19 protein-coding genes are annotated in these 21,623 nt (G+C 46.2%); 3 read left to right on the forward strand and 16 right to left on the reverse strand.

Features of this window, described 5'->3' with window-relative positions; all coding sequences use genetic code 11:
• Positions 1-26 precede the first annotated feature (26 nt).
• The 6 genes from HP548_RS24005 to adhE all read right to left on the reverse strand — a co-directional run bounded on the left by HP548_RS24005 (position 27) and on the right by adhE (position 9,873).
• Complete coding sequence (locus HP548_RS24005) at positions 27-857, reverse strand: carbohydrate ABC transporter permease (RefSeq protein ID WP_063565672.1); 831 nt, start codon at positions 855-857, stop codon at positions 27-29.
• Positions 857-1,741 carry a carbohydrate ABC transporter permease gene (locus tag HP548_RS24010; protein WP_063565671.1) on the reverse strand — a complete coding sequence of 295 codons (885 nt, stop codon included), beginning with the start codon at positions 1,739-1,741 and terminating at the stop codon, positions 857-859. The genes HP548_RS24005 and HP548_RS24010 overlap by 1 nt, the downstream gene beginning before the upstream one ends.
• Before the next feature lie 163 nt (positions 1,742-1,904).
• On the reverse strand, positions 1,905-3,269 hold the full coding sequence (locus tag HP548_RS24015; protein WP_099858215.1) for an extracellular solute-binding protein: 1,365 nt from the start codon (positions 3,267-3,269) through the stop codon (positions 1,905-1,907).
• A 214-nt stretch (positions 3,270-3,483) separates the two neighbouring features.
• The gene (gene pflA / locus HP548_RS24020) at positions 3,484-4,236 is read right to left on the reverse strand and encodes a pyruvate formate-lyase-activating protein (protein ID WP_175383090.1); all 753 of its coding nucleotides are present in this window, start codon (positions 4,234-4,236) and stop codon (positions 3,484-3,486) included.
• A gap of 90 nt (positions 4,237-4,326) precedes the next feature.
• Positions 4,327-6,585 (reverse strand): formate C-acetyltransferase, encoded by a 2,259-nt coding sequence (pflB, locus tag HP548_RS24025; RefSeq protein ID WP_076291850.1) that lies wholly within the window; start codon positions 6,583-6,585, stop codon positions 4,327-4,329.
• Positions 6,586-7,260: 675 nt separating this feature from the next.
• Positions 7,261-9,873, reverse strand: a complete 2,613-nt coding sequence (adhE, locus tag HP548_RS24030; RefSeq protein WP_175383091.1) for a bifunctional acetaldehyde-CoA/alcohol dehydrogenase — start codon at positions 9,871-9,873, stop codon at positions 7,261-7,263.
• 430 nt (positions 9,874-10,303) lie between these two features.
• Here adhE and HP548_RS24035 point away from each other — a divergent pair, with 430 nt between their 5' ends.
• The gene (locus HP548_RS24035; protein WP_076291848.1) at positions 10,304-11,020 is read left to right on the forward strand and encodes a Crp/Fnr family transcriptional regulator; all 717 of its coding nucleotides are present in this window, start codon (positions 10,304-10,306) and stop codon (positions 11,018-11,020) included.
• 86 nt (positions 11,021-11,106) lie between these two features.
• On the opposite strand, the gene HP548_RS24040 is transcribed toward HP548_RS24035, so the two are convergent.
• The 8 genes from HP548_RS24040 to HP548_RS24075 form a co-directional block, all read right to left on the reverse strand.
• The gene (locus tag HP548_RS24040) at positions 11,107-11,820 is read right to left on the reverse strand and encodes a hypothetical protein (RefSeq protein ID WP_063565665.1); all 714 of its coding nucleotides are present in this window, start codon (positions 11,818-11,820) and stop codon (positions 11,107-11,109) included.
• Between the two features lie 196 nt (positions 11,821-12,016).
• Positions 12,017-12,748 (reverse strand): hypothetical protein, encoded by a 732-nt coding sequence (locus HP548_RS24045; RefSeq protein WP_076291847.1) that lies wholly within the window; start codon positions 12,746-12,748, stop codon positions 12,017-12,019.
• A gap of 167 nt (positions 12,749-12,915) precedes the next feature.
• A complete protein-coding gene (locus HP548_RS24050; RefSeq protein ID WP_148661829.1) occupies positions 12,916-13,212 on the reverse strand; it encodes a winged helix-turn-helix transcriptional regulator in 297 nt (98 codons plus the stop codon).
• A gap of 321 nt (positions 13,213-13,533) precedes the next feature.
• Entirely contained in the window at positions 13,534-14,262 is a 729-nt protein-coding gene (locus HP548_RS24055) for a ThuA domain-containing protein (protein WP_175383092.1), read from the reverse strand.
• A 24-nt stretch (positions 14,263-14,286) separates the two neighbouring features.
• Complete coding sequence (locus HP548_RS24060) at positions 14,287-15,255, reverse strand: sugar phosphate isomerase/epimerase family protein (protein ID WP_024631039.1); 969 nt, start codon at positions 15,253-15,255, stop codon at positions 14,287-14,289.
• A 179-nt stretch (positions 15,256-15,434) separates the two neighbouring features.
• Positions 15,435-16,517, reverse strand: coding sequence for a Gfo/Idh/MocA family protein (locus tag HP548_RS24065; protein WP_076291845.1), 1,083 nt, complete (start codon positions 16,515-16,517; stop codon positions 15,435-15,437).
• On the reverse strand, positions 16,510-17,274 hold the full coding sequence (locus HP548_RS24070; protein WP_076291844.1) for a sugar phosphate isomerase/epimerase family protein: 765 nt from the start codon (positions 17,272-17,274) through the stop codon (positions 16,510-16,512). The genes HP548_RS24065 and HP548_RS24070 overlap by 8 nt, the downstream gene beginning before the upstream one ends.
• Positions 17,275-17,301: 27 nt before the next feature.
• Positions 17,302-18,414 carry a Gfo/Idh/MocA family oxidoreductase gene (locus tag HP548_RS24075; RefSeq protein WP_175383093.1) on the reverse strand — a complete coding sequence of 371 codons (1,113 nt, stop codon included), beginning with the start codon at positions 18,412-18,414 and terminating at the stop codon, positions 17,302-17,304.
• Positions 18,415-18,603: 189 nt separating this feature from the next.
• Here HP548_RS24075 and HP548_RS24080 point away from each other — a divergent pair, with 189 nt between their 5' ends.
• Positions 18,604-19,422 (forward strand): AraC family transcriptional regulator, encoded by an 819-nt coding sequence (locus HP548_RS24080; RefSeq protein ID WP_099858219.1) that lies wholly within the window; start codon positions 18,604-18,606, stop codon positions 19,420-19,422.
• A gap of 41 nt (positions 19,423-19,463) precedes the next feature.
• Here the strand turns inward: HP548_RS24080 and HP548_RS24085 are convergent, their stop codons facing one another.
• The gene (locus HP548_RS24085) at positions 19,464-19,778 is read right to left on the reverse strand and encodes a hypothetical protein (RefSeq protein WP_099858220.1); all 315 of its coding nucleotides are present in this window, start codon (positions 19,776-19,778) and stop codon (positions 19,464-19,466) included.
• Between the two features lie 83 nt (positions 19,779-19,861).
• Positions 19,862-20,800 (reverse strand): Gfo/Idh/MocA family protein, encoded by a 939-nt coding sequence (locus tag HP548_RS24090; RefSeq protein ID WP_175383094.1) that lies wholly within the window; start codon positions 20,798-20,800, stop codon positions 19,862-19,864.
• 200 nt (positions 20,801-21,000) lie between these two features.
• Between HP548_RS24090 and HP548_RS24095 the strand changes: the two genes are divergently transcribed.
• The gene (locus HP548_RS24095) at positions 21,001-21,612 is read left to right on the forward strand and encodes a TVP38/TMEM64 family protein (RefSeq protein WP_076291839.1); all 612 of its coding nucleotides are present in this window, start codon (positions 21,001-21,003) and stop codon (positions 21,610-21,612) included.
• Positions 21,613-21,623: the final 11 nt, after the last annotated feature.

The following is a 21,623-nucleotide window of genomic DNA, read 5'->3' on the forward strand; positions in this document are numbered from 1 at the left end:
GTTCTCCCTATATAACGCATCGTTAATTAACCTTTAACACTACCTGCCGTTACGCCTTCAATGATTTTCTCCTGCAATATGGCGTAGATTACAACAACCGGTACAACACTGTATACAATGCCTGCTGACATCTGGGCATAATTCATTTGATACTGATCACGAAACTGGACCATGCCGACAGGCAATGTACGCAGTTTATCGGTGGATAAGAAATAGTTGGCGAGTAAAAATTCGTTCCAGTTGCCGAGGAAATTCACGATAAACACCGTAACAATGGCTGGAACTGTAAGGGGTATCACTATTCTAGCAAAGATACCCGGAGCCCTCAACCCATCCATAACCGCGGCTTCCTCAATTTCTCCAGGGAGTGACCGCATAAAAGCAGCCAAAATAATAATTGTGAACGGAATTGCATTCGCAACATAAGGAATGATCAGCGCCAAATGAGTATCCAAAATGCCGAGCTTGCGGACAAGCAAATAAATTGGCAGCATGAGCGCATTATTTGGAATCAGCATGCCCGCCAGAATGAGACTGTACAGTAACATGCTCCATTTGCGGTGTCTCATCCGCGTTATAGCAAAAGCAAACATAGCACCAAGCACAATGGTTCCGACTGAGGACAAGACCGAAATATACATGCTGTTCCAGAAATACGTTCCAATCTTGGCATTTACCCAAGCCTCAACGTAGTTATTAAACACCCAAGTGGAAGGCAGACCGAACGGATTCAGTGCAATTTCGTTGTTATCCTGCTTAAATGAAGAAAAAATTACGAATAAAAAGGGAAACAGAATCGCAAGTAGATACAACATTAACAAAACATGAGGTATACTGCCTTTTATGTTTTTTACCATCAATATTCCACCCTTTCGTTGCGTCTCGCCACCAGCAACTGATATACCGCGGTGAGCACAAGCGTCAGAGCAAAGATCAGAACAGCAATCGTATTGCCATAACCGTATTTGAAATTGGTAATCGCATATTTGATCATATACGTAGCAAGCACTTCGGTAGAGCCTGCGGGTCCACCTTTGGTCATAACCAGAACAATATCTGCTGCCTTCATCGCCCCGGCAATGGATAACATGATGACGACGGAAATAATAGGTCTGATAAGTGGCAATGTAATTTTGAAAGCTCTTTGTACGGCTGTTGCTCCATCAATGGCTGCCGCTTCATCCAGATCCTTGGGAATAGCCAGAATGGCTGCCAAAACCATGACAATATAAAATCCCGTCCACTGCCACGCATTGGTTACGAGAATGGATATCATTGCGAATCGGTTATCGGATAGCCAATAGACTGGCGAAATACCTACGGTTTCAAGTAACTGATTCAACAGGCCGATGTTAGGCTCGTATATGAATCCCCACAGAATACCGATGACGGCCGTTGACATAATGGACGGCAAAAAGACGGCTGTTTTGTACAATCCCTTCAATTTCTTTACATTCGCAATGAGCAGGGAAAACAGCACAATGAGAGGCACCTGGATCAAAACCGAAAATGCGATAAAGAAACCGTTATTGCGCGTAGAAATCCAAAAACGTTCATCTGTCAATGCTTTTGCATAGTTGGACAGTCCCACAAAACGCGGCTCTGCGGATACACCGTTCCAACTGGTCAGACTGTAATAGAGCGAACTGCCGATAGGATACAGGAAAAACATGATAAACAGGATCAGTGCCGGCAACACAAACAACGTATAGATCAGCGGGCTGCGGAGTGAAGTATTCATGATCTACCTCCTTCAGTGACTTCAACTTCTTATGCTCGTATATAGAGCAGATTCCTCAGCAGTATAATTCTCTAGATAGGACCAAGGGTTTTACCCCGGCAGTGTTCCAACCGGGGTAAACCAGCATGGTGTTAGCAGGTACTCTTCTTCGCTTAAAGATCGTTTATTCTACTGAAGCATTAGCCTCTTCCTGAACCTTCTGCAATTCTTCAGCCATTTTCTCTGGTGTCGTTTGTCCACCAACCAGCTTCTGAATTTGCAAGTTACTGATCTCTGTCGTTACATCGGCTTGAACGAGTGCATCGAAAGCCGGGAATGAAGTCTGCGATGCATTCAGAACAGCTACGATTTCTTTCATCAAATCGTCAGTGATGCTGTCTGTCAGCACTTTTTCATCCAATTTCATTGCTGGTAACACACCGTCTTCTACGAGTCCACGAACTTGCATATCTTCGTTGTAGAAGTTTTTGATAAAGGCTTTAACAGCCGCAAGCTTCTGAGGATCATCCGCAACCGCTGCGGAGAAGCCGTATCCGTTATTGACGTCACGCATCAGGGCTGTTTGATCTCCTGCACCGTTCTCTACTGGAGGCATATTGAAGAAACCAACCTTGCCAATGAGTGACTCACCGCTCTGTCCTTCCTTGAATACAGACGATTTCCATGTACCGTCGTACATCAGAATCGCTTCACCACTCGTAAATTGAGTTGTATATTCTGCATACTCAAAGCCAAGCTCGCCTTTTTTGAAGTAACCTTTATCCACCCATTCCTTATGCTTCGCGAATCCTGCGACAACGCCTGGATCAGTCCATTTGGCTTCGCCTGTAGCAAACTTCGCCGTAATATCAGGTCCAGCGTAACGGGACCACAGATGGTTTGTTAACATGAGTGGAACCCAGCCTGCTTTGGAAGCAGAAGCAAGTGGCACTTTGCCATCAGCCTTGATCTCAGCGAGCATATTATCCAGCTCAGCCATTGTTGAAGGCGCTTTCCAACCTTTTTGCGTAAAGTACTCTTTATTGTAGAAGAATCCTTCACCCGATCCGCCAATAGGCAGTCCGTACACTTTGCCTTCATAGGTAAATGGTTCAAGTGATGAGAATTGGTCCTGAATGCCCAGTTCTTGCAAGATCGGCGTGAGATCTAACAACATGCCTTCCTTGGCATATACTTTGGAGTCCGGACTACCGAACAATTCGAAGATATCCGGCGGATTGCCTGCTGCCATCTCACCACGAAGCTTCTCCTTACGGTTTACATCGGATTCAACTCCGTCCAGTGTAAAGGTCAGGTTAGGTACTTCGCTCTCCACTTTGGCCACAACGTCCTGCAGAATGGCCAGCCTTTTTTGTTTGTCGGCACCCACCTGAGTGTGACGGAGAAGCATCTCAACCGGTTCCTTGCTTGGCTCCGCAGGCGTATTGCCTGCTCCCTGTTGTGGTTCGTTAGTTGAGCTCGAACAACCTGCCAATGTCCATGATGCGATAAGCAATAATGAAAGCAGTAATGTCATTCCTTTTTTCATTCGTATGACCCCCCTCAAGATATTGAGCATTTGGCTTTACACTCTGATTATAAAAAGTTGTAGCTTACATCGTAAGGATGACAATTCATCAATAGAGGGATAAAATCCTTCACTGGACAAATAATCTTGCATTTACAATTGATAACAGTAAAAAACAGCCCCTGCGAAACATGTTCGCAAAGACTGCTTGGTTGGAAGATCTGTATATAAATGTTTACTTATTGAAACAAGCCACGCCTGCTGTTTCCGTATGACCTTGTTCAATCAAACGATACGCTCGTTCTACTTCCTCATCACTCGGAGAAGGAACACCTTCAAGCGGATAGGCTTTCCCCAGCGCCTGCCATTTGTAAATACCCATCTGATGATAAGGCAGGATTTCGAACTTCTCGACTCCATTTAGCGTTCCAATAAACCGCCCCAGATTGAGCAAGTCTTCTTCCTCATTGTGAATCCCTGGCACATACACGTGGCGAATCCACATTTTTCGTCCATTGTCCGATAACCATTGTGCGGTGCGCAATGTTCTCTCGTTGGATTTACCTGTCAGCTTGATATGTTTCTCATCATTAATGTGCTTCAGGTCCAACAAAACCAGGTCCGTGTTATCTAACAAATCATGAATCCGATCCGGTTCATTGAAACCGTTGCTGTCCAGCGTAGTATGCAATCCCCAGCGGCGTTTCGCTTCTTTGAAAACTTCGGCTACAAAATGAGCCTGTAATGTTGGCTCCCCGCCGGATACCGTAAGTCCTCCGCCGGAACTGCGATAGTAGGACAGGTATGGCTCGATTTCAGCCAGTACCTCCTCCACACTCATTTCCCTGCCACCATCCAGTGCCCATGTATCCGGATTATGACAATACTGGCATTTGAGCAGACATCCCTGCATAAAAAGCACGAAGCGGATGCCTGGGCCGTCAACCGTCCCGAAAGTTTCGAGTGAATGAATATGTCCATTAACCATGCTGCCTCTTCCTTTCTGTATCGCATCCGCTGTGCGTTTAATATGGAGGTTCTACTCCTATCTCCTATGAACTGTTAAGTTAAGCCCGTGTTACATCGAACCGTGGAAGGTCCGGTTAATGACATCGAGTTGTTGCTCACGTGTCAGTTTGATGAAGTTAACCGCGTAACCGGATACCCGTACAGTCAGCTGCGGATAGTTTTCCGGGTGATCCATCGCGTCAATCAACTGCTGGCGATCAAATACGTTCACGTTCAGATGGTGTGCCCCTTGACCAAAATAACCGTCCATCATGGCAACCAGATTGGATTTACGTGTGTCTGACTCTTTTCCGAGTGCTTTAGGCACGATGGAGAATGTGTTAGAGATCCCGTCAAGGCTGTGTTCGTACGGCAGTTTGGCTACTGAGCCAAGGGATGCCAGTGCACCTTTTTTATCCCGACCATGCATTGGGTTCGCCCCTGGAGCAAACGGTTCGCCTGCTTTACGGCCATCAGGTGTTGTACCTGTTTTTTTGCCATACACTACGTTCGATGTGATCGTCAGTACAGACTGTGTTGGGATCGCATTACGATACGCTTTGTGTTTGCGAATCATGCCCATGAAGCTTTCCACCAGTTCAACTGCAATGCTATCGACACTGTCTTCATTGTTACCGTAACAAGGGAAGTCGCCTTCAATTTCAAAATCAATTGCGATGCCTTGTTCGTTGCGGATCGGTTTGACTTTCGCATACTTGATGGCACTCAGAGAGTCTGCTGCAACCGAGAGACCAGCAATACCACAAGCCATTGTACGTACAATGTCACGGTCATGTAGGGCCATTTCAATACGCTCATAGCTGTATTTGTCATGCATATAATGAATGACGTTGAGTGAGTTCATATACAGTTTGGCGAGCCATTCCATCATCGGTTTGAACCGTTTCATAACTTCATTGTACTCCAGCACTTCGCTTGTGATCGCCGGATATTCAGGTCCAACTTGTGCTCCCGATTTCTCATCACGACCGCCGTTGATTGCATACAGCAATGCTTTTGCCAGGTTCGCACGAGCGCCGAAGAACTGCATTTGTTTCCCGATTTTCATCGCAGATACGCAGCAAGCAATACCATAATCGTCTCCGTAGATCGGACGCATCAGATCATCATTTTCATACTGGATGGAGCTCGTTTCGATGGATACTTTCGTACAGTATTGTTTGAAAGCCTCCGGAAGCTTTGTGGACCAAAGTACAGTCAGGTTCGGCTCAGGTGCAGGGCCAAGGTTGTTCAGGGTGTGCAGGAAACGGAAGCTGTTTTTCGTAACACGGGTTTCTCCATTTACGGACATGCCACCGATGGATTCAGTTACCCATGTTGGGTCTCCACTGAACAATTCATTATAATCTGGCGTACGCAGGAATTTGACGATCCGCAGTTTCATAACAAAATGGTCAACCAGTTCTTGAGCCTGTTCTTCAGTTAGCAAGCCTTCTTGCAAATCACGTTCAATGTAAATATCCAGGAACGAAGAAACACGTCCGAGCGACATCGCCGCACCATTTTGCTCTTTGATCGCAGCCAGGTAACCGAAGTAGAGCCATTGGAACGCTTCTTTTGCGGTTGTGGCTGGCAAGGAAATATCGAAACCATGCATTTCACCCAGTTGTTTCAATTCTTGCAATGCACGAATCTGCTCAGACAGTTCTTCACGCAGGCGAATGACATCTTCATCAATCACATCGACTTCAAGTGCATTCAGCTCACCTTTTTTATTTCGAATCAGGAAGTCCACGCCATACAGAGCTACCCGGCGATAGTCACCGATGATCCGGCCACGGCCGTAAGCATCAGGCAGACCGGTAATAATCCCTGCTTTACGTGCTGCACGCATTTCGGATGTATAAGCGTCAAATACGCCCTGATTATGTGTTTTGCGGATGTTCGTAAATATATCAATGACGCCTTGAGGCATTTCAAAACCATAAGCTTCACAAGCATCAATCATCATGCGAATTCCACCGAATGGCTGAATGGAACGTTTGAATGGAGCATCCGTTTGAACACCAACAATCTGCTCTTTGGATTTATCCAGATAACCGGGTTGGTGAGAAACAATCGTTGCTGGCGTGTTTACGTCAACATCGAGTACCCCGCCATTATCGCGCTCTTTTTTGGTCAGATCGGATACGATATCCCATAACTCTTTTGTATTCTGAGTTGCACCTGCAAGAAATGCTTCGTCGCCATAGTAAGGTGATAAGTTGCGTACTAGAAAATCATTCACATCTACGGATTTCGTCCATGTTCCTTTGGTAAAGTTTCTCCAACCTGTTTGTTGTTTGACATCTTTTTCGATCACCGACATAGTAATCCCTCCACAAATTTGGATTTCCGGACACATGACAGGATGCTTCACTCGTCTCATCTGTGCCCAGAGCCGCGATTAATGTGATATTTTTCACATGTAAGCCGGAACATGTTCTCTCTACTTGGGAACCGGAACCGCGGATGAATGTTTTTCTTACATTTTCAGTATACGACTTCGTTCTTTCATCATCTGTGATTTTTATCACAAAGTTTGTGACCATCCTCACTCCACCTGTGCTGTGTCATGGTGAACCCTGCAAATTCACACTTAGCCACTGCGCGGACAGAACAACTTCCGATCGCTGTTACCCCCGAATTTTATTGATTCTATTTTTTAAGGGTAAAATACGGGGATAAAGGCGAGCGCTATCGCTTCTTCAGGTTTTTTCTCTCCTCTCCGTTATCGTGTACATTTATGATTCAAACTATATAGCATAAAAGGATGAAATCGTGTTTGAAAGAGAACGCTTCGCTTCTTCAGTTCTTTCTTCCCTCTTCGTTATGGTTTGAATACCTAGTTCAAAAAGTAACATCACCGATTCCGTGTAACCTCTTTTAAAAAAGACAACTGCAAAGATTACGTTATACCTTTTTTTACAGGAAAGACGGCAATCGGGGCTCCCCTTACGGGGAACCCTGACTATATGGCTGAATCATGCTGTTGCTTTAGTTGTTATTCAAACTTGCCGTAGAAAGCGTTGCGATACACATCTGCCAGTTCAGTCACCAGCGGCAGTTTTGGATTGGCTGTTGTACATTGGTCCTCGAATGCGCGGTCTGCCAGATAATCGACATGTGCCTCAAAGTCTTTGACATCGAATCCGATTTCCTGGAACGACTCTTCAATACCCAATGTTTTGTTCAGTTTGCGAATGGCATTGATGAGGCTGGTAACCCCTTCTTCTGTCGTACGTGCAGGCAATCCCAGAATGCGGGCAATTTCGGCATAACGCTCATCTGCCACAAAGTGCGAATATTTCGGGAACGATGCAAACTTCGTCGGTTTTTTCGCATTGTAGCGAATGACGTGCGGCATCAGGATCGCATTGGTACGTCCATGTGCAGTGTGGTATTGACCGCCCCATTTGTGTGCCAAGCTGTGGTTAATACCCAGGAAGGCGTTGGCAAAAGCCATGCCGGCAATCGTCGAAGCGTTATGCATTTTCTCACGAGCCAATTTGTCACCTTGCAGCGCCGATTGCTCGAGGTATTGGAATACCAGTTGAATCGCTTTGATCGCGAGTCCATCCGTGTAATCATTCGCCATAACGGAGACATACGCTTCGATCGCATGCGTCAGTACGTCCATACCTGTGTCTGCGACAGCCGTTTTAGGCAGAGTATATACAAACTCAGGATCCACGATCGCCACGTCTGGTGTCAACTCGTAATCTGCCAGCGGATATTTGGTATTTCCTTGATTTTTATCTGTAATAACCGCGAACGATGTTACTTCCGAACCTGTGCCCGAAGTTGTCGGAATCGCTACGAATTTCGCTTTCACGCCGAGACGTGGATATTTGTAGATCCGTTTGCGGATATCCATGAATTTTTGCTTCAAGTCGTTAAAGTCTGTGTCAGGATATTCGTAGAACAGCCACATCGCTTTGGCAGCATCCATCGGTGATCCCCCACCGAGTGCGATAATGCAGTCTGGCTGGAAGCGGCGCATCATTTCTGTACCGCGATCTACCGTTGTTGTCGATGGATCGGGTTCGACATCAGAGAACACTTCAATAGCTACTGGCATTTGACGTTGACGCAGATAGTGCTCTACTTTTTCCACATAACCGAGTTTGACCATCATCGCATCGGTAATAATGGCTACGCGTGTGATGTCCGGCATTTTGGCAAGATACTGTGTTGCACCTTTTTCGAAGTAGACTTTGTTCGGCACTTTGAACCACTGCATATTCACGGTACGGCGAGCCACCCTTTTCACGTTGATTAAGTTCACAGCGGTTACGTTGGAAGAAGTCGAGTTACGTCCATACGATCCGCAGCCCAACGTCAGTGACGGCATGTTGGTGTTGTAGATGTCACCTATGGCACCGTGTGTGGATGGCGAATTCACGATAATCCGTCCGGTTTGCAGACGATCTGCGAATTTGCCAATGACTTCTTCGTTCGTCGAATGAATAACAGAGGAGTGACCCATGCCGCCAAAAGCAACCACTTCTGCTGCACGCTCAATCCCTTCAGCTGCCGTTTTCACTTTGTAACAAGCCAGTACCGGGCTTAGTTTTTCAGCCGACAACGGGAATTTTGTACCTACCCCTTCAATCTCGGCTACGAGAATTTTGGTGTTAGCAGGGACCTCGATACCGCACATTTGCGCAATGCTGACTGCAGATTGACCAACTATCGCCGGGTTCACCGCACATTTCTCAGCATTAATGGCACCTGCGGTCAGTTTCGCAGCCTCATCCTTGTTGACGAAGTAACAGCCGTTCGCGATCATTTTCTTTTTCACCTGATCGAAGATCGGTTCTTCGATGATGACTGCTTGCTCGGAAGCACAGATCATGCCGTTATCAAACGATTTGGACAAAATCAGATCCGTTACCGCTTGATTGATATCTGCGCTTTTCTCAATAAAGCAAGGTACGTTCCCTGGCCCTACGCCCAGTGCCGGTTTACCACAGCTGTATGCCGCCCGTACCATGCCTGACCCGCCTGTTGCCAGAATGAGCGCCACATCGTTATGATTCATCAGCGCGTTTGTACGATCCATTGAAGGATCATCTATCCACTGGATACAATCCGCTGGAGCACCATGCTTCACTGCAGCATCTCGCAAAATTTTGGCAGCTTCCCGGCTACAGTTCTGTGCAGATGGGTGGAAACCGAAGATGATCGGGTTACGCGTTTTGATGGAAATCAGTGCTTTGAACATTGTGGTGGATGTCGGATTCGTTACCGGGGTAATCCCCATGATAATGCCGACAGGCTCCGCAATTTTCTGGAAACTTTCGTACTCATTATCTTCAATAACCCCTACTGTTTTGTCATATTTGATGCTATGATATACATACTCTGTTGCAAATATATTTTTGGTGATTTTATCCTCATACACACCCCGGCCTGTTTCTTCCACGGCCATCTTGGCGAGCATCATATGTTTGTCGAGACCTGCCAGCGCCATCGCTTGCACGATGCGGTCAATCTGTTTCTGATCCATGGACATGAATGCTGCATGTGCTTTATTCGCTTTGTCAATTAACGTTTGAATATACTGACCTGCTGTCGGTTCTTTTACTGGGGCGACTTCGTTCTTTACAGCCATCTCCCTCATCCTCCTAAAGGTTCGTATTGGTTTGTCTCTCTTCTTTACATTCACATCGTATCATGGGGAAAGAGTTAATTATGTGATTTTTTTCACAAAGTATAACAAATTTAATTTAAGTTTTTTAGTGTCCCTCACTTAGCCATTCACACTTCCTATTTAAACTATAGGGCTGTCAGATTCATCCTCCCCTTCAGAAAGTGAATTTAATCACAATGTTTGAAATTTCGCCATTTTTGCCCCCTTTCCACGCCCCTCAAACGGCAAGATAAGGTATATACTGAACTTAAAAATTGAACCACCGCAATTTGTACCGTCCTTCCCGGCCGAGAGATGACCCTGATCAGGACGGCAACGGTTTGCGGCGAACCACGGGGGCCAGTCCAAGCTGCAGAAGGCCGTCCGATGGACACAAAGGGGAGATAGACTTATGAGAGAACAACTGAGTGTACTGGAAAAACGCGGAAATACCAACTGTTTCTCGGAAGCGAATTTCAACCATCTGCTCGTAACGATGAAGGACAGAACCTATCCGGAAGGAACCCATCTGTATTGGGAAGGAGATGTCTCTGACAAACTTTATTATATGAAACGGGGCCGTGCTCAGATCACCAAATCCACGGATGAAGGCAAGGAACTGATTATGTACATGTATCAATCCGGTGATATGATTGGGCAGGCTGATCCGTTCTTCGGATCGAAACACAGCTTTTCGGCGGAAGTGCTGGAGGATAGTGAGATCGGTGTACTGGAGCATAAAGACCTGGAGATGCTGATCTGCCAACACTGTGACTTTGCGATCGACTTTATGAAATGGATGGGTATCCATCACCGGTTAACCCAAACCAAATTCCGTGATCTGATGTTATATGGGAAACCAGGTGCACTCTGCTCCACGCTAATTCGATTGTCCAATTCCTACGGCGAACCCCATGGAGAGCATGTCATGATTCATAAAAAAATAACGCACACGGATCTGTCCAATATGATTGGAGCGACCCGTGAAAGTGTCAACCGCATGTTAAGCGATCTGCGTAAAAAAGACGCCATTGAATACGACAACGGCATGATTGTCATCAAGGATCTGCACATGCTCCAGGGCATCTGTCACTGTGAATTGTGTCCTAACGAGATTTGCCGAATTTGATTTGACGCTTTCCCCATCTTGTAAACATTTGATACGCAAATGAAAAAAGCCCATCTTCTATAACGAAGATTGGGCTTTTGTTATACTTAAGATACAGTAGTCAACTCAAGCTTTACTGCATCACGTGGATTCAATTTCATGTCCAAACCGTTTTCCATCAGTTCCTTATCATTCACCATGATCATCCAGCGTTGGTTCATCCGGGGAATTACATTTTCAACGGAAACGACGAACTTGTTGTTTTCCGACATTCTTACAATCCCACTGGACTTCAATACATCACGCACAGTACATTCCTGAACATACACCCCGGCATATTGACGATTGAGATTTGGCATAATATTTCCACCGCTCACCTTGAGTAATGTTGTTTGGTAAACAACATCGTCTCCCCCACTGTCAGCGGCTTTTACATATATGATCACTTCATCTTTGACATGAAGTTCCATGTCCCAATTTTCCGGGTCAATATCCTTGCCATTCAGTTTGACTGCCCAGCTAAGTGAGGAGTCCAGAGAAACTTCCCCCACGGATTGGATCCGCTTTCCATCTGCTGTAAAATCGACAAGTCCACTGTTCAACAGTGCTTTCTTGAGCGTCAGACCTTCACTAAAATCTCTCTTAATGGACTTCGTTGCGTCAGGCAAAAAAGTGCTGCCATCCACTGCCACAGTGATCGTATTCTGCGATTCGGTCTCTTTGACGATTGGCTGTTCGGAAGGCTGTGTCTCGCTACAACCGGCTAATATAACCAGAATAAGCAGACATATACCTATGTAACCGGGGATTCTCTTCTTCATGTAGGTAACACCACCCTGCGTAAAATCATTCACCCTGTTGTCCATAACCTCTATTATGGCACAAAATTCATGCAAAAAAAGTGTCAATGCCGTTACTTTTCATCCAGTAGCGTCCATAACTGGTTTGTACAGCACAAAGAGCCTGCAAGCAGGCCCTTTGGCTCCTAATTATCTTTAAGGTTATTGAATAACATGGTTACTGGACACAAGCCTGCATGTAGGTACGGCCCCCGTCTCCATCCTTCAGATACGGATTGAGCCCAAAGAACTGTTCCTCCGACACATAAACACCTGTCAGCAAACGCCCTTCAAGTAATCCACCGTCCACCTGTACACAGAACGAAGGTGCATCCACATATTCCTGATAGAACGGAATCTGACCATATGAATGGTGTACCTTGGATACCTTGCCCTGCTCATGCAGCGGCCGTTCGGAGAAATAGGTAGGTACAATATAACGGGCAATCACATCCAGCTCCTGTACAGTGTAGAAGGTGTCATCACCCAGCCAAGGCGCGAACAGGCGGATCTTCTCATATTGTGACCATACAATCGCCTGAATCAGCATCTCCGCTTGAACAAAACGACCTTCGCCCACATCCAGATACACACGTTCTTCATGAAAGTTGGCTTCAGTCTGTGCTCCGATGGAATCGGGTTGTCTCAGTTCACATCCGATACATTTCCAGCCTCTTGCTGTCTGAATCCATTTTTGCAGTACCGCCGGAGCCATTACCTGACCATTGCTATTCGTGGAATGAGTCTTCTCTCCTGCAACATCATCCTTAACCGACGCGGAATATGAAGTTCGTTTAAATAGCTCCGCAGCTTTTTTGTAGATTAGATGTACCTGGATGGATGCGCTCTCAAGTTCTGCAATATCTTGCTTGCCGTAGCGTACTTCACGGGATAAGCTTTCTTCTCTCATGACAAGTGGCCTCCTCGCTCCGGCCGCCTGCGGCCATTTTATTTACAATTATACTACAACTCGCGACAACATGTGCAGGACCGTGAAGACAAAAACTCCTGATTTCCACTGGAAACCAAGAGCCTTTATCCCAACAGTTCACTTAGTTTGAGCCGGGGAAGCTGTTACTACTCAACCCACTGCTCTGCCCAGTCTTGAATTTGATTCATAACAGGCTGTAGCGCCTTGCCTTTCTCTGTCAGTTCATATTCAATACGAACTGGCGTCTCCGGATAGACATGACGGATCAGAATTCCTTCGCTTTCCAGATCTTTCATCCGTTCTGACAACATCTTATCACTCATGGATGGTATCAGGTTGGAGATATCCTTGAATCGCTTCGAACCACTCATCAACGTTTGAATAATCAGACCGTTCCAGCGCTTACCCAGAAAAGAAAACGCCGTCTCAAAGCGCGGACACATCCGCAAATCTTGGCCTTCCACATTAATCACCTCTTTAGAGATCACTCAACTTACGTTTAGTTAGTATATTTCATAATAACATATTTAAGTCTCAAAGAAAACGTCTGCCGCTAAAAAGTTAAATTTTTAGAGCATAACTCAACTTCGATGATACAACTCAGTATACATCACATGGGACAACGGAACCATGGGAAAATATCGTCTAACTCCCATGTAGCTATCTTACCCAAAAAGAACCCCGCTGCCACAGTCATACTTGACTTGGAGAAGGGTTCTCTGGTATATCGTTTATTTTATGCGTTCACACAGCCAATTTGCAGCTTAAACCAGCACGTTACCAAGGGATCTCACAGGCTCGCTGAAGCCAAATTCAGGCTTAACGTTGCGCGTAGGATATGCCCACTTCACTCCATTGCTGATCACTTTTAAAATTTCCGGATTATAGAAGGTCGGGTATGTTTCATGACCTGGACGGAAATAGAAGATTTTACCTGAACCGCGGAGGAATGTACATCCGCTCCGGAATACCTCTCCACCTTGGAAATTGCTTACAAACACCAGCTCATCCGGTACTGGAATATCGAAGAATTCCCCGTACATTTCTTCTTTTTCCAGAATTATCTTGCTGTTGATGCCCTCTGCAATCGGATGGGACGGATTCACACACCAGATAATCTCCTGCTCATTGGCTTCACGCCATTTCAGGTCACAACTTGTGCCCATCAGCGCTTTGAATGGCTTGGAGAAGTGACCGGAGTGCAGCACAATCAATCCCATACCATCCAGGACCCGCTGTGCAACCTTCTGTGTAATCTCGTCGCTCACACGATCATGCGCCATATGTCCCCACCATATAAGCACATCTGTAGAATTCAGCACCTCATCAGTTAATCCATGTTCAGGCTGATCCAGTGTTGCAGTCCGAATGGCAAAGCCTTCGCCTCCCAGCCCGTTTGCCAACGCCATATGCAAACCGTCAGGGTAGACTTCTTTTACTTCATCGTGAATTTTCTCATGGACAAATTCATTCCAAATGGTGACGTTAATCATATTCAATTTCCCCCTAGTGTAACTCTAAACCCACCACATATCTCCCAGCGGCTCTTCAATCAATACTTGTTGGAGATTTTGCACAGCTTTAGAGAATCCTTCTTCTACCGACATCAAACCATCTTCGTGTTCAATACTTACGACATAATCATATCCAACCAGACGCAGAGCGCTAATAATATCAGCCCAAGTCTTGTTATCGTGACCATAACCGACCGAGCGGAATTGCCAAGCACGATCAAGCATGTTTGTATAATCCTGCATATCTGTTACACCATATTTGTTCACGTTAATTGGATCAATAGTTGTATCTTTCGCATGGAAGTGATGAATCGCGCCTTCACGTCCCAGAATGTGGATTGCTTGCACCGGATCAATACCTTGCCACCACATGTGGCTTGGGTCCAAGTTAGCGCCAATCACTTCGCCTGCTGCTTCACGCAGTCTCAGCAAGGTAGCTGGTGTATGCACCGAGAACCCACCGTGCAGCTCCAGTCCCACTTTCACATTGTGATCTGCAGCGAACTTGCCCCACTCTGTCCAGTAAGGGATAACTTTGTTGTCCCATTGCCATTTAAGAACTTCCTGGAAGTCATTCGGCCATGGTGCAACAGGCCAGTTCGGATATTTGGCATCCTCATGGTCTCCTGGACAACCGGAGAATGTGTTTACAACAGGAACTTCCAGTTTCTCAGCCAGTTCTACCGTCTTAACGAAATCATCGTGGAATCCTTTTGCAATATCCTTTTGTGGATGAAGCGGGTTACCGTGACAGCTCAATGCGCTGATAGTCAGGCCACGGGATTCTACTGCATTTTTGAAGTTTTTCAATGCTGTCGGATTGCTCAGAAGCTCATCCGGTTTACAATGTGCATTACCTGGATGTCCACCTGTTCCGATTTCTACTGCTTTCAAGCCCTTGGATGCAACATAGTCGAGTGCATCCTCCAATTTACGTCCTCCGAATAGTACCAAAAATACGCCGAGTTTCAAGTGCGATTCCTCCCTAGATTAAATATCATATTATTTGCTGGTTTTATGAACCATGAACTGCCTAAAATACCGTTCAGATCACATGATTGTATCGTTATTGTGGAAAATCAAGAGCTATTCTATCCTGAAATTAAACGTAAGAATACTGGTTATTTCATTGGAAATGATATCTGGTCGGTTTAGTCGAAATAAACCGCTTTGCCTGTCTGAGCAGACTCGTAGATCGCTTCAAGGATCTGAGTAACCACGATGGCTTGTTCAGGTTTTACAACTGGATCTTTGTCTTCAATGATCGCTTCAAGCCACATTCTAGCTTCACGATCCGCTTCATTTTCTGCACTACCAGAATAAAAAGCAACTCCACCTGCATCCAGATCTACCTTAGTTTCAAACAGACGGCTGCGTTTCTCGCCATTGATACGCAGACCATCCTTCATATCCGCGCCACCTTCTGTTCCGCAAAGCAGTGATTTGGCTTCGCCGAACTCAGCAACATTCAGTGCCCAGCTGGACTCGATAATAATTGTAGCCCCATTCTCCATCGTCACAAAGCCGAATGCAGAATCCTCTACCTTGAATTGTTCCGGGTCCCACGGACCAAAAGCATTGGCCGCATTCTCACGTTGACCCAGCTTGTGGAACGTTGAGCCCATTACACTCTTCGGTTTGTAATTATCCATCAACCAAAGAGTCAGGTCCAGCGCATGTGTACCGATATCAATCAACGGTCCTCCGCCCTGCTTTTCCTCATCAAGAAACACACCCCAGGTAGGTACAGCACGGCGGCGAAGTGCAATTGCCTTACCGAAATAAATATCGCCCAGCTCGCCTTCTTCACACATTTGTTTCAGGTATTGGCTATCATTGCGGAATCGGTTCTGATACGCAATGGACAACTTTTTGCCTGTACGTTGTGCGGCTTCCAACATAGCCTGCGCTTGTGCAGACGTCTTCGCCATTGGCTTTTCACACATTACATGTTTGCCCGCCTCAAGAGAAGCGACCGTGATCACGGAGTGGGAGTCGTTTGGTGTACACACGTGTACCACATCAATGCTTTCATCCTTGAGCATCTCGTTATAATCCGTATATACTTTGGCTCCCTCAGCACCGAATTCGGCTGCTGCCTCCTCCGCACGTTCTTTCACAATATCGCAGAAAGCGACCATACGGCCCTGAGATTGTTTGGACAGGCTGGGCATATGTTTACCTTTGGCGATTCCGCCACAACCTACGATGGCGATATTAAGTACTTTAGACATGAACAAGTCCTCCATTAGCGGCATATTTTCTAATCCAGTTCATACTGCTCTCGATGCTTTGCAGTGGAGGATTCTGACATACATCCTGCTCCACAACAAGCCACTCGGCTCCCGCCTGATCTGACGCTGTAGCTACAGCACCCAAATCTACCTCACCTTGGCCGAATTCCACAGTCAGGACTTGACCTTCTGAACGGCGCATGTCTTTCCAGTGCACCAGTGGCAGACGTCCCGCATACTTCGCGATGACTTCCGTTGGCGGGTATCCTGCGGCGTGAGCCCAACACGAATCCAACTCCACTTGCAGATGGGAAGCGGTTACGGTATCATACATCGCGTATAACGCCGGCTGCCCCTCAACCTGCTCTGTAAATTCAAAATCATGATTGTGATACATTAACACCATATCCTGCGCTGCACATTTCTCACCAATATCATTCAGGGAAGCAAATACGTTATCCCACTGCCTTTGTTCTTCTGACAGATAAGGGACAATCAGGTTTTTGTTTCCGATGGCTTTGTGATAAGCGATCACGCCATCAAGATCCTCAAGCAGACTATTGTACTGAACATGGGTACCCACAATCTCCAGACCGAATTCATCCAGAATGGCCCTTACTTCTTCCGGGCTATGTCCGTAAAAGTTATGGAACTCTACGCCTTGATATCCAAGCTCTGCAACCTTAGCGAGTGTGCCTTTGAAATCGCGTTCCAGTTCATCACGTACCGTATATAGCTGTAATCCAACCTTCAACATTTACCGGTTCACCTCATCCGAGATCAATTAGTGTGACTGTACAGCCTCTGACTGATTTTCATCTGTATTGTTCTTTGCTCCTGCTTGATAAGTGCTCTCCATTTGGATGTGTTTGCCCTCAAGCGAGGAGCGCTGGAACGCATGCATAGCTTCAAGCACATGGTAGGCGAGCTTACCGCTGGCCTTGTGCTCGCGTCCGGCTCGAATGGATTCAACCATTTCGGTAACGCCGATTCCGCGCTCGTTCTGTCTGCTTTCAAAAGCAGGCGTCACAGTCTCCCATGTGTCCTGACCGAATCTGCGCAGCTTCACTTCCCCGTTAAAAAAGTTGGGATCCGGTATGCTCATCGTACCTTCGGTACCGTAGATTTCAATCCGTGGCAAATCCGAAGCACCCCGGATATCGAAGCTGGTGATCATTGTTGCAATGGCACCTTCCTCAAAATCAATCGTTCCTGCCAAGTGTGTTGGCGTCTGTACCTCAATAGGTGTACCTTCCTTCGGCCCGGAACCAATAACGCGGTCCGTGATCTGTACACCTGCCGATGAACTAATTCTGCGAATCGGTCCAAGGAGAGTAATCAGCGCGGTCAAATAATAAGGCCCCATATCGAACATCGGTCCGCCACCAGCGACATAAAAGAACTCTGGATTTGGATGCCATGCCTCCGGCCCTCCACCCATGAAGAATGAAGTTGCCGCAATCGGTTTACCAATCAGTCCTTCTTCAATTGCCTTGCGGGCAGTCTGAATGCCTGATCCAAGGAACGTATCCGGTGCTGAACCAACATACAATCCTTTTTCCTCAGCCAGTTCAATTACCTTGCGACCATCCTCAAGAGAAATTGCCAACGGTTTCTCGGCATACACATGTTTGCCTGCTTCAAGCACAGCCAGATCAGTCATGGCATGACTGCCAGGAACCGTGAGGTTTAGCACAAGCTCAATTTCGTTATCTTGCAGCAACTCATCTACATTGTAAACGTTTGCGATATTGAATTCATCAGCTCGTTCTTGTGCCCGTTCACGGATCAAATCCGCAACAGCCACCACTTCAATGAGAGGATTATCTTTAAAATTCTCAAGATAAATGGCGCTAATGTTACCGCAACCTATAATGCCCGCTTTCATTTTCTCCACAGTGATGTTCATCTCCTTATGAATGGTGAGAACCTGTAAATTTACATATTTGTAATTGAAGGTTTTACGCTTAAGTGTTGCACTTGAATTTAATACTATGGTATTCCGTTTCGGCTTCAATTAAAATGAATAATATGATCGAAACATGAACTATCTGGTCATAATTTTCAAATTGCAAGGAGTATGCCAATGCCGACTGATTATTCCTGCCAGGTTCTTACAGCAGGCTTCTCGTTTCATCGCAAACCTTATATAGGCTTGCATCCTGAGGGAGTAAAGAATTACTTGTTGAGGCTCCAGACGGACGGACGTTGCCGAGCCCGTGTAGACGGCGAGATGTCGCTTGTTGATGCGGGTGATCTGCTTCTGTTTAGTCCAGATGAGCCATATGAACTGAGAATAGACAAAGAGCAAAATCCGATGGGCGAACGACTTGTGGAGAGTGGTGATTACCATATTTTCTTCAATGGGGACTGGGTGGATGAGTGGTGGAAACATCACAAGAGGCCGAACCGGATCAAGGTGCAGCTAACCGAAAGCCTGCTTACCCTGTTTCGACAGCTCGTACTGGAGCAGCGCCGTATTTCCAATCCGTACCCTGAAATCGCCAGTTATTATATGCGAATTCTTTGTCTTGAAGTGGATCGTATGCTCTCGGAGCATCCGACGATTACTAATACCAACTATGTGGCATATGAGATTAAAAGTTACATCGAGGAAAACGCTTCTTCTCTATTCAAGCTTGAAGATATAGCTACCCATATTGGAATCAGTGTATCAAGGGGAGTTCATCTCTTCAAAGAAGCGTTTGGTAAAAGTATTATGCAATATACACTGGATGTACGACTGAACATGGCCAGGGAACGGATCATTTTTAGTCCAATGACACTCGAACATGTAGCCGAATCTTCCGGCTTTAACAATTATACGTATTTCCACCGGGTATTCCGCTCCCGGTTCGGCATGTCGCCCAAGGAATTCCGCGTCATTCACCGGGAACAGATGTAATCGCTTCATTAATACGTATACGTATTATTCGTAACCGAAACTTATTTGCGCTTGGCAATCGCCTCGGATACAACCATAGCCAGATCTTCATTGCCAAACATGGATAACACGCCCAATACAGTGTCGTCCGGAATGTCACCGGCTTCCTCCTTGGATACAACTAGCTTCAGCACCTGCTGCAAACGCTCGTTGCTCAGTTGTTCCGGGTAGGCTTGCTGGTACATCTCTTCCGGATCCAGTCCATGATTGACACACCACTGGGCAAATACCAGAATCATCATTTCCTCTTCCTGTTTATACGTCTCAATTACAGCTTCCTCAATCTGTTTGTTGCGTTCTTTTTCATATTCATCCATGGTATTATACTTCCTCCAATATCGTTTAATGAATCATTGGTGCGGAAGGCTTCATTCACACTCCCGCACGACCTTCTTCAAGATTAACCGCGAATAAGCTGTTCGGCCAGGTCATGACTGTCCATGACATGACTTGCACTGATGGCACAGTCATCCGGGGTTTCAAGATTTGCCAAGAATTGATCAATTGCTCCTGTGAATCCTCTTCGGGTCAAAATACTTTCCCAGCTGCCAAAGGTTTCCTTGCGTTCCTGTGCACCACGTTCCTCATACTTCGCTATTTCCATGTTCAGCACTTCTACCGATCTTCCCCCGCCATACAGCTCAATCTTCTCCAGATCCACTCCTGCTTGGCGTACCATATCGAATCTGCCAAATGCCGTTCTGCCCAGCTTGGCTGAACCAGCCGCATGCAACAGTCGGTCCAGATCATTTTTACGTATCCACTGATGGAGCAGCTGCACATTGTGATCCGAATACCATAACATCAGGTCAAGGATATGAATCAGATCATCATAGATGGTTTCCGCAGCGGGACGATCCTGAATGCCTGTCCGATGTTTAGTAACTGTCAGCGATTCAAAACCCTGTCCAGCCTGCATCCATTCCTTCGCATTTTGATACAACGGTGCAAATCTCCGGTTAAAACCTACCGCCAAAAGAAGACCCTGTGCTTCAGCAAATGCGGTCATTTCTTCCGACTCCCGTAACGTATAGGACAGCGGTTTGTCCACGTATACTGCCAGCCCGCGCTCCAAACATTGCATAACGATGTCAAAATGAGCTTCTGTCGCTGTATGTACAAACACCGCATCCAGATCCCAGGACAACAATTCTTTTATATCCGTTGTTCCATTGTTCAATCTATAGGTATGCTGTATTTCCTTCACCGGCTCGGGAGAACGGTTCATAATCCCCGTAATTTCCACGTTAGCGTGGGCAGTCAACAGCGGCAAATATACTTTACGTGCAATATCCCCGAGTCCGATGATCGCAGCACGGGTTCGCTTGGTTGTTTCCATTATGATCATTCCACCTTCAGATGAGTTCTATATTTCTACGTCCTATAGTGTAACCCTTCAGACAGCAACATGCCAGTGATTGCAGCTAGAACCGGTACGAATTGTCCATCCTTTGGTTGAACGTGGTAAACTTTAGAGAGATAGCAATACGGATTGGGATACGGTAAGACCTTCCTGGTCTGAAAGGAGCGTTTGGGATTTTGCGAAAATGGTTATGGCTCCTCTTATATGTTTTAGTTGCCGGAGTCACGTTTATTTACAGATATGAACTACTGGCCTGGACCGATCTGCATCAGTCCATACCACTTTTACTCGCCATGGCGACGTTGTTTGCTCTTGTACCCGTAATTCCGTACAAAATCGTCATTATTGCCTTTGGCTACAGTTACGGCACTGCAACAGCAGCCTGGATATGCTGGCTTGGAACCACATTTGCTGCACTGCTGGTATACACCGGAGCAAGAACGATATTCCGAAATCAGGCCAGAACCTATCTCGAACGCATTCGGGGTTTAAATCGATTTACAACGTGGATGGAGGCTCATCCCTTCATGGGTATCATGTCTATGCGACTGTTGCCCATCGTGCCGCAAATGGCGGTTAATATCTATGCGGGCATTACCTACACCCCATTCTGGGTGTTCATGGTTGCGACAGCGATTGGCAAATTGCCTGCGATTTTTGTTTTTGCCTATGCGGGTGCACAAGCAGAATCATCAATCTGGGTGAGCCTGTTAATCCTTGCCGGTTATCTCGTGTTCATGACGATAATATTACTTTGGTTTCGCTTACGCTCTCGTAAAAAAGTCTAAGTCGGAACAGT

It is taken from the genome of Paenibacillus taichungensis, assembly GCF_013359905.1.
Taxonomy (GTDB): Bacteria; Bacillota; Bacilli; order Paenibacillales; family Paenibacillaceae; genus Paenibacillus; species Paenibacillus taichungensis.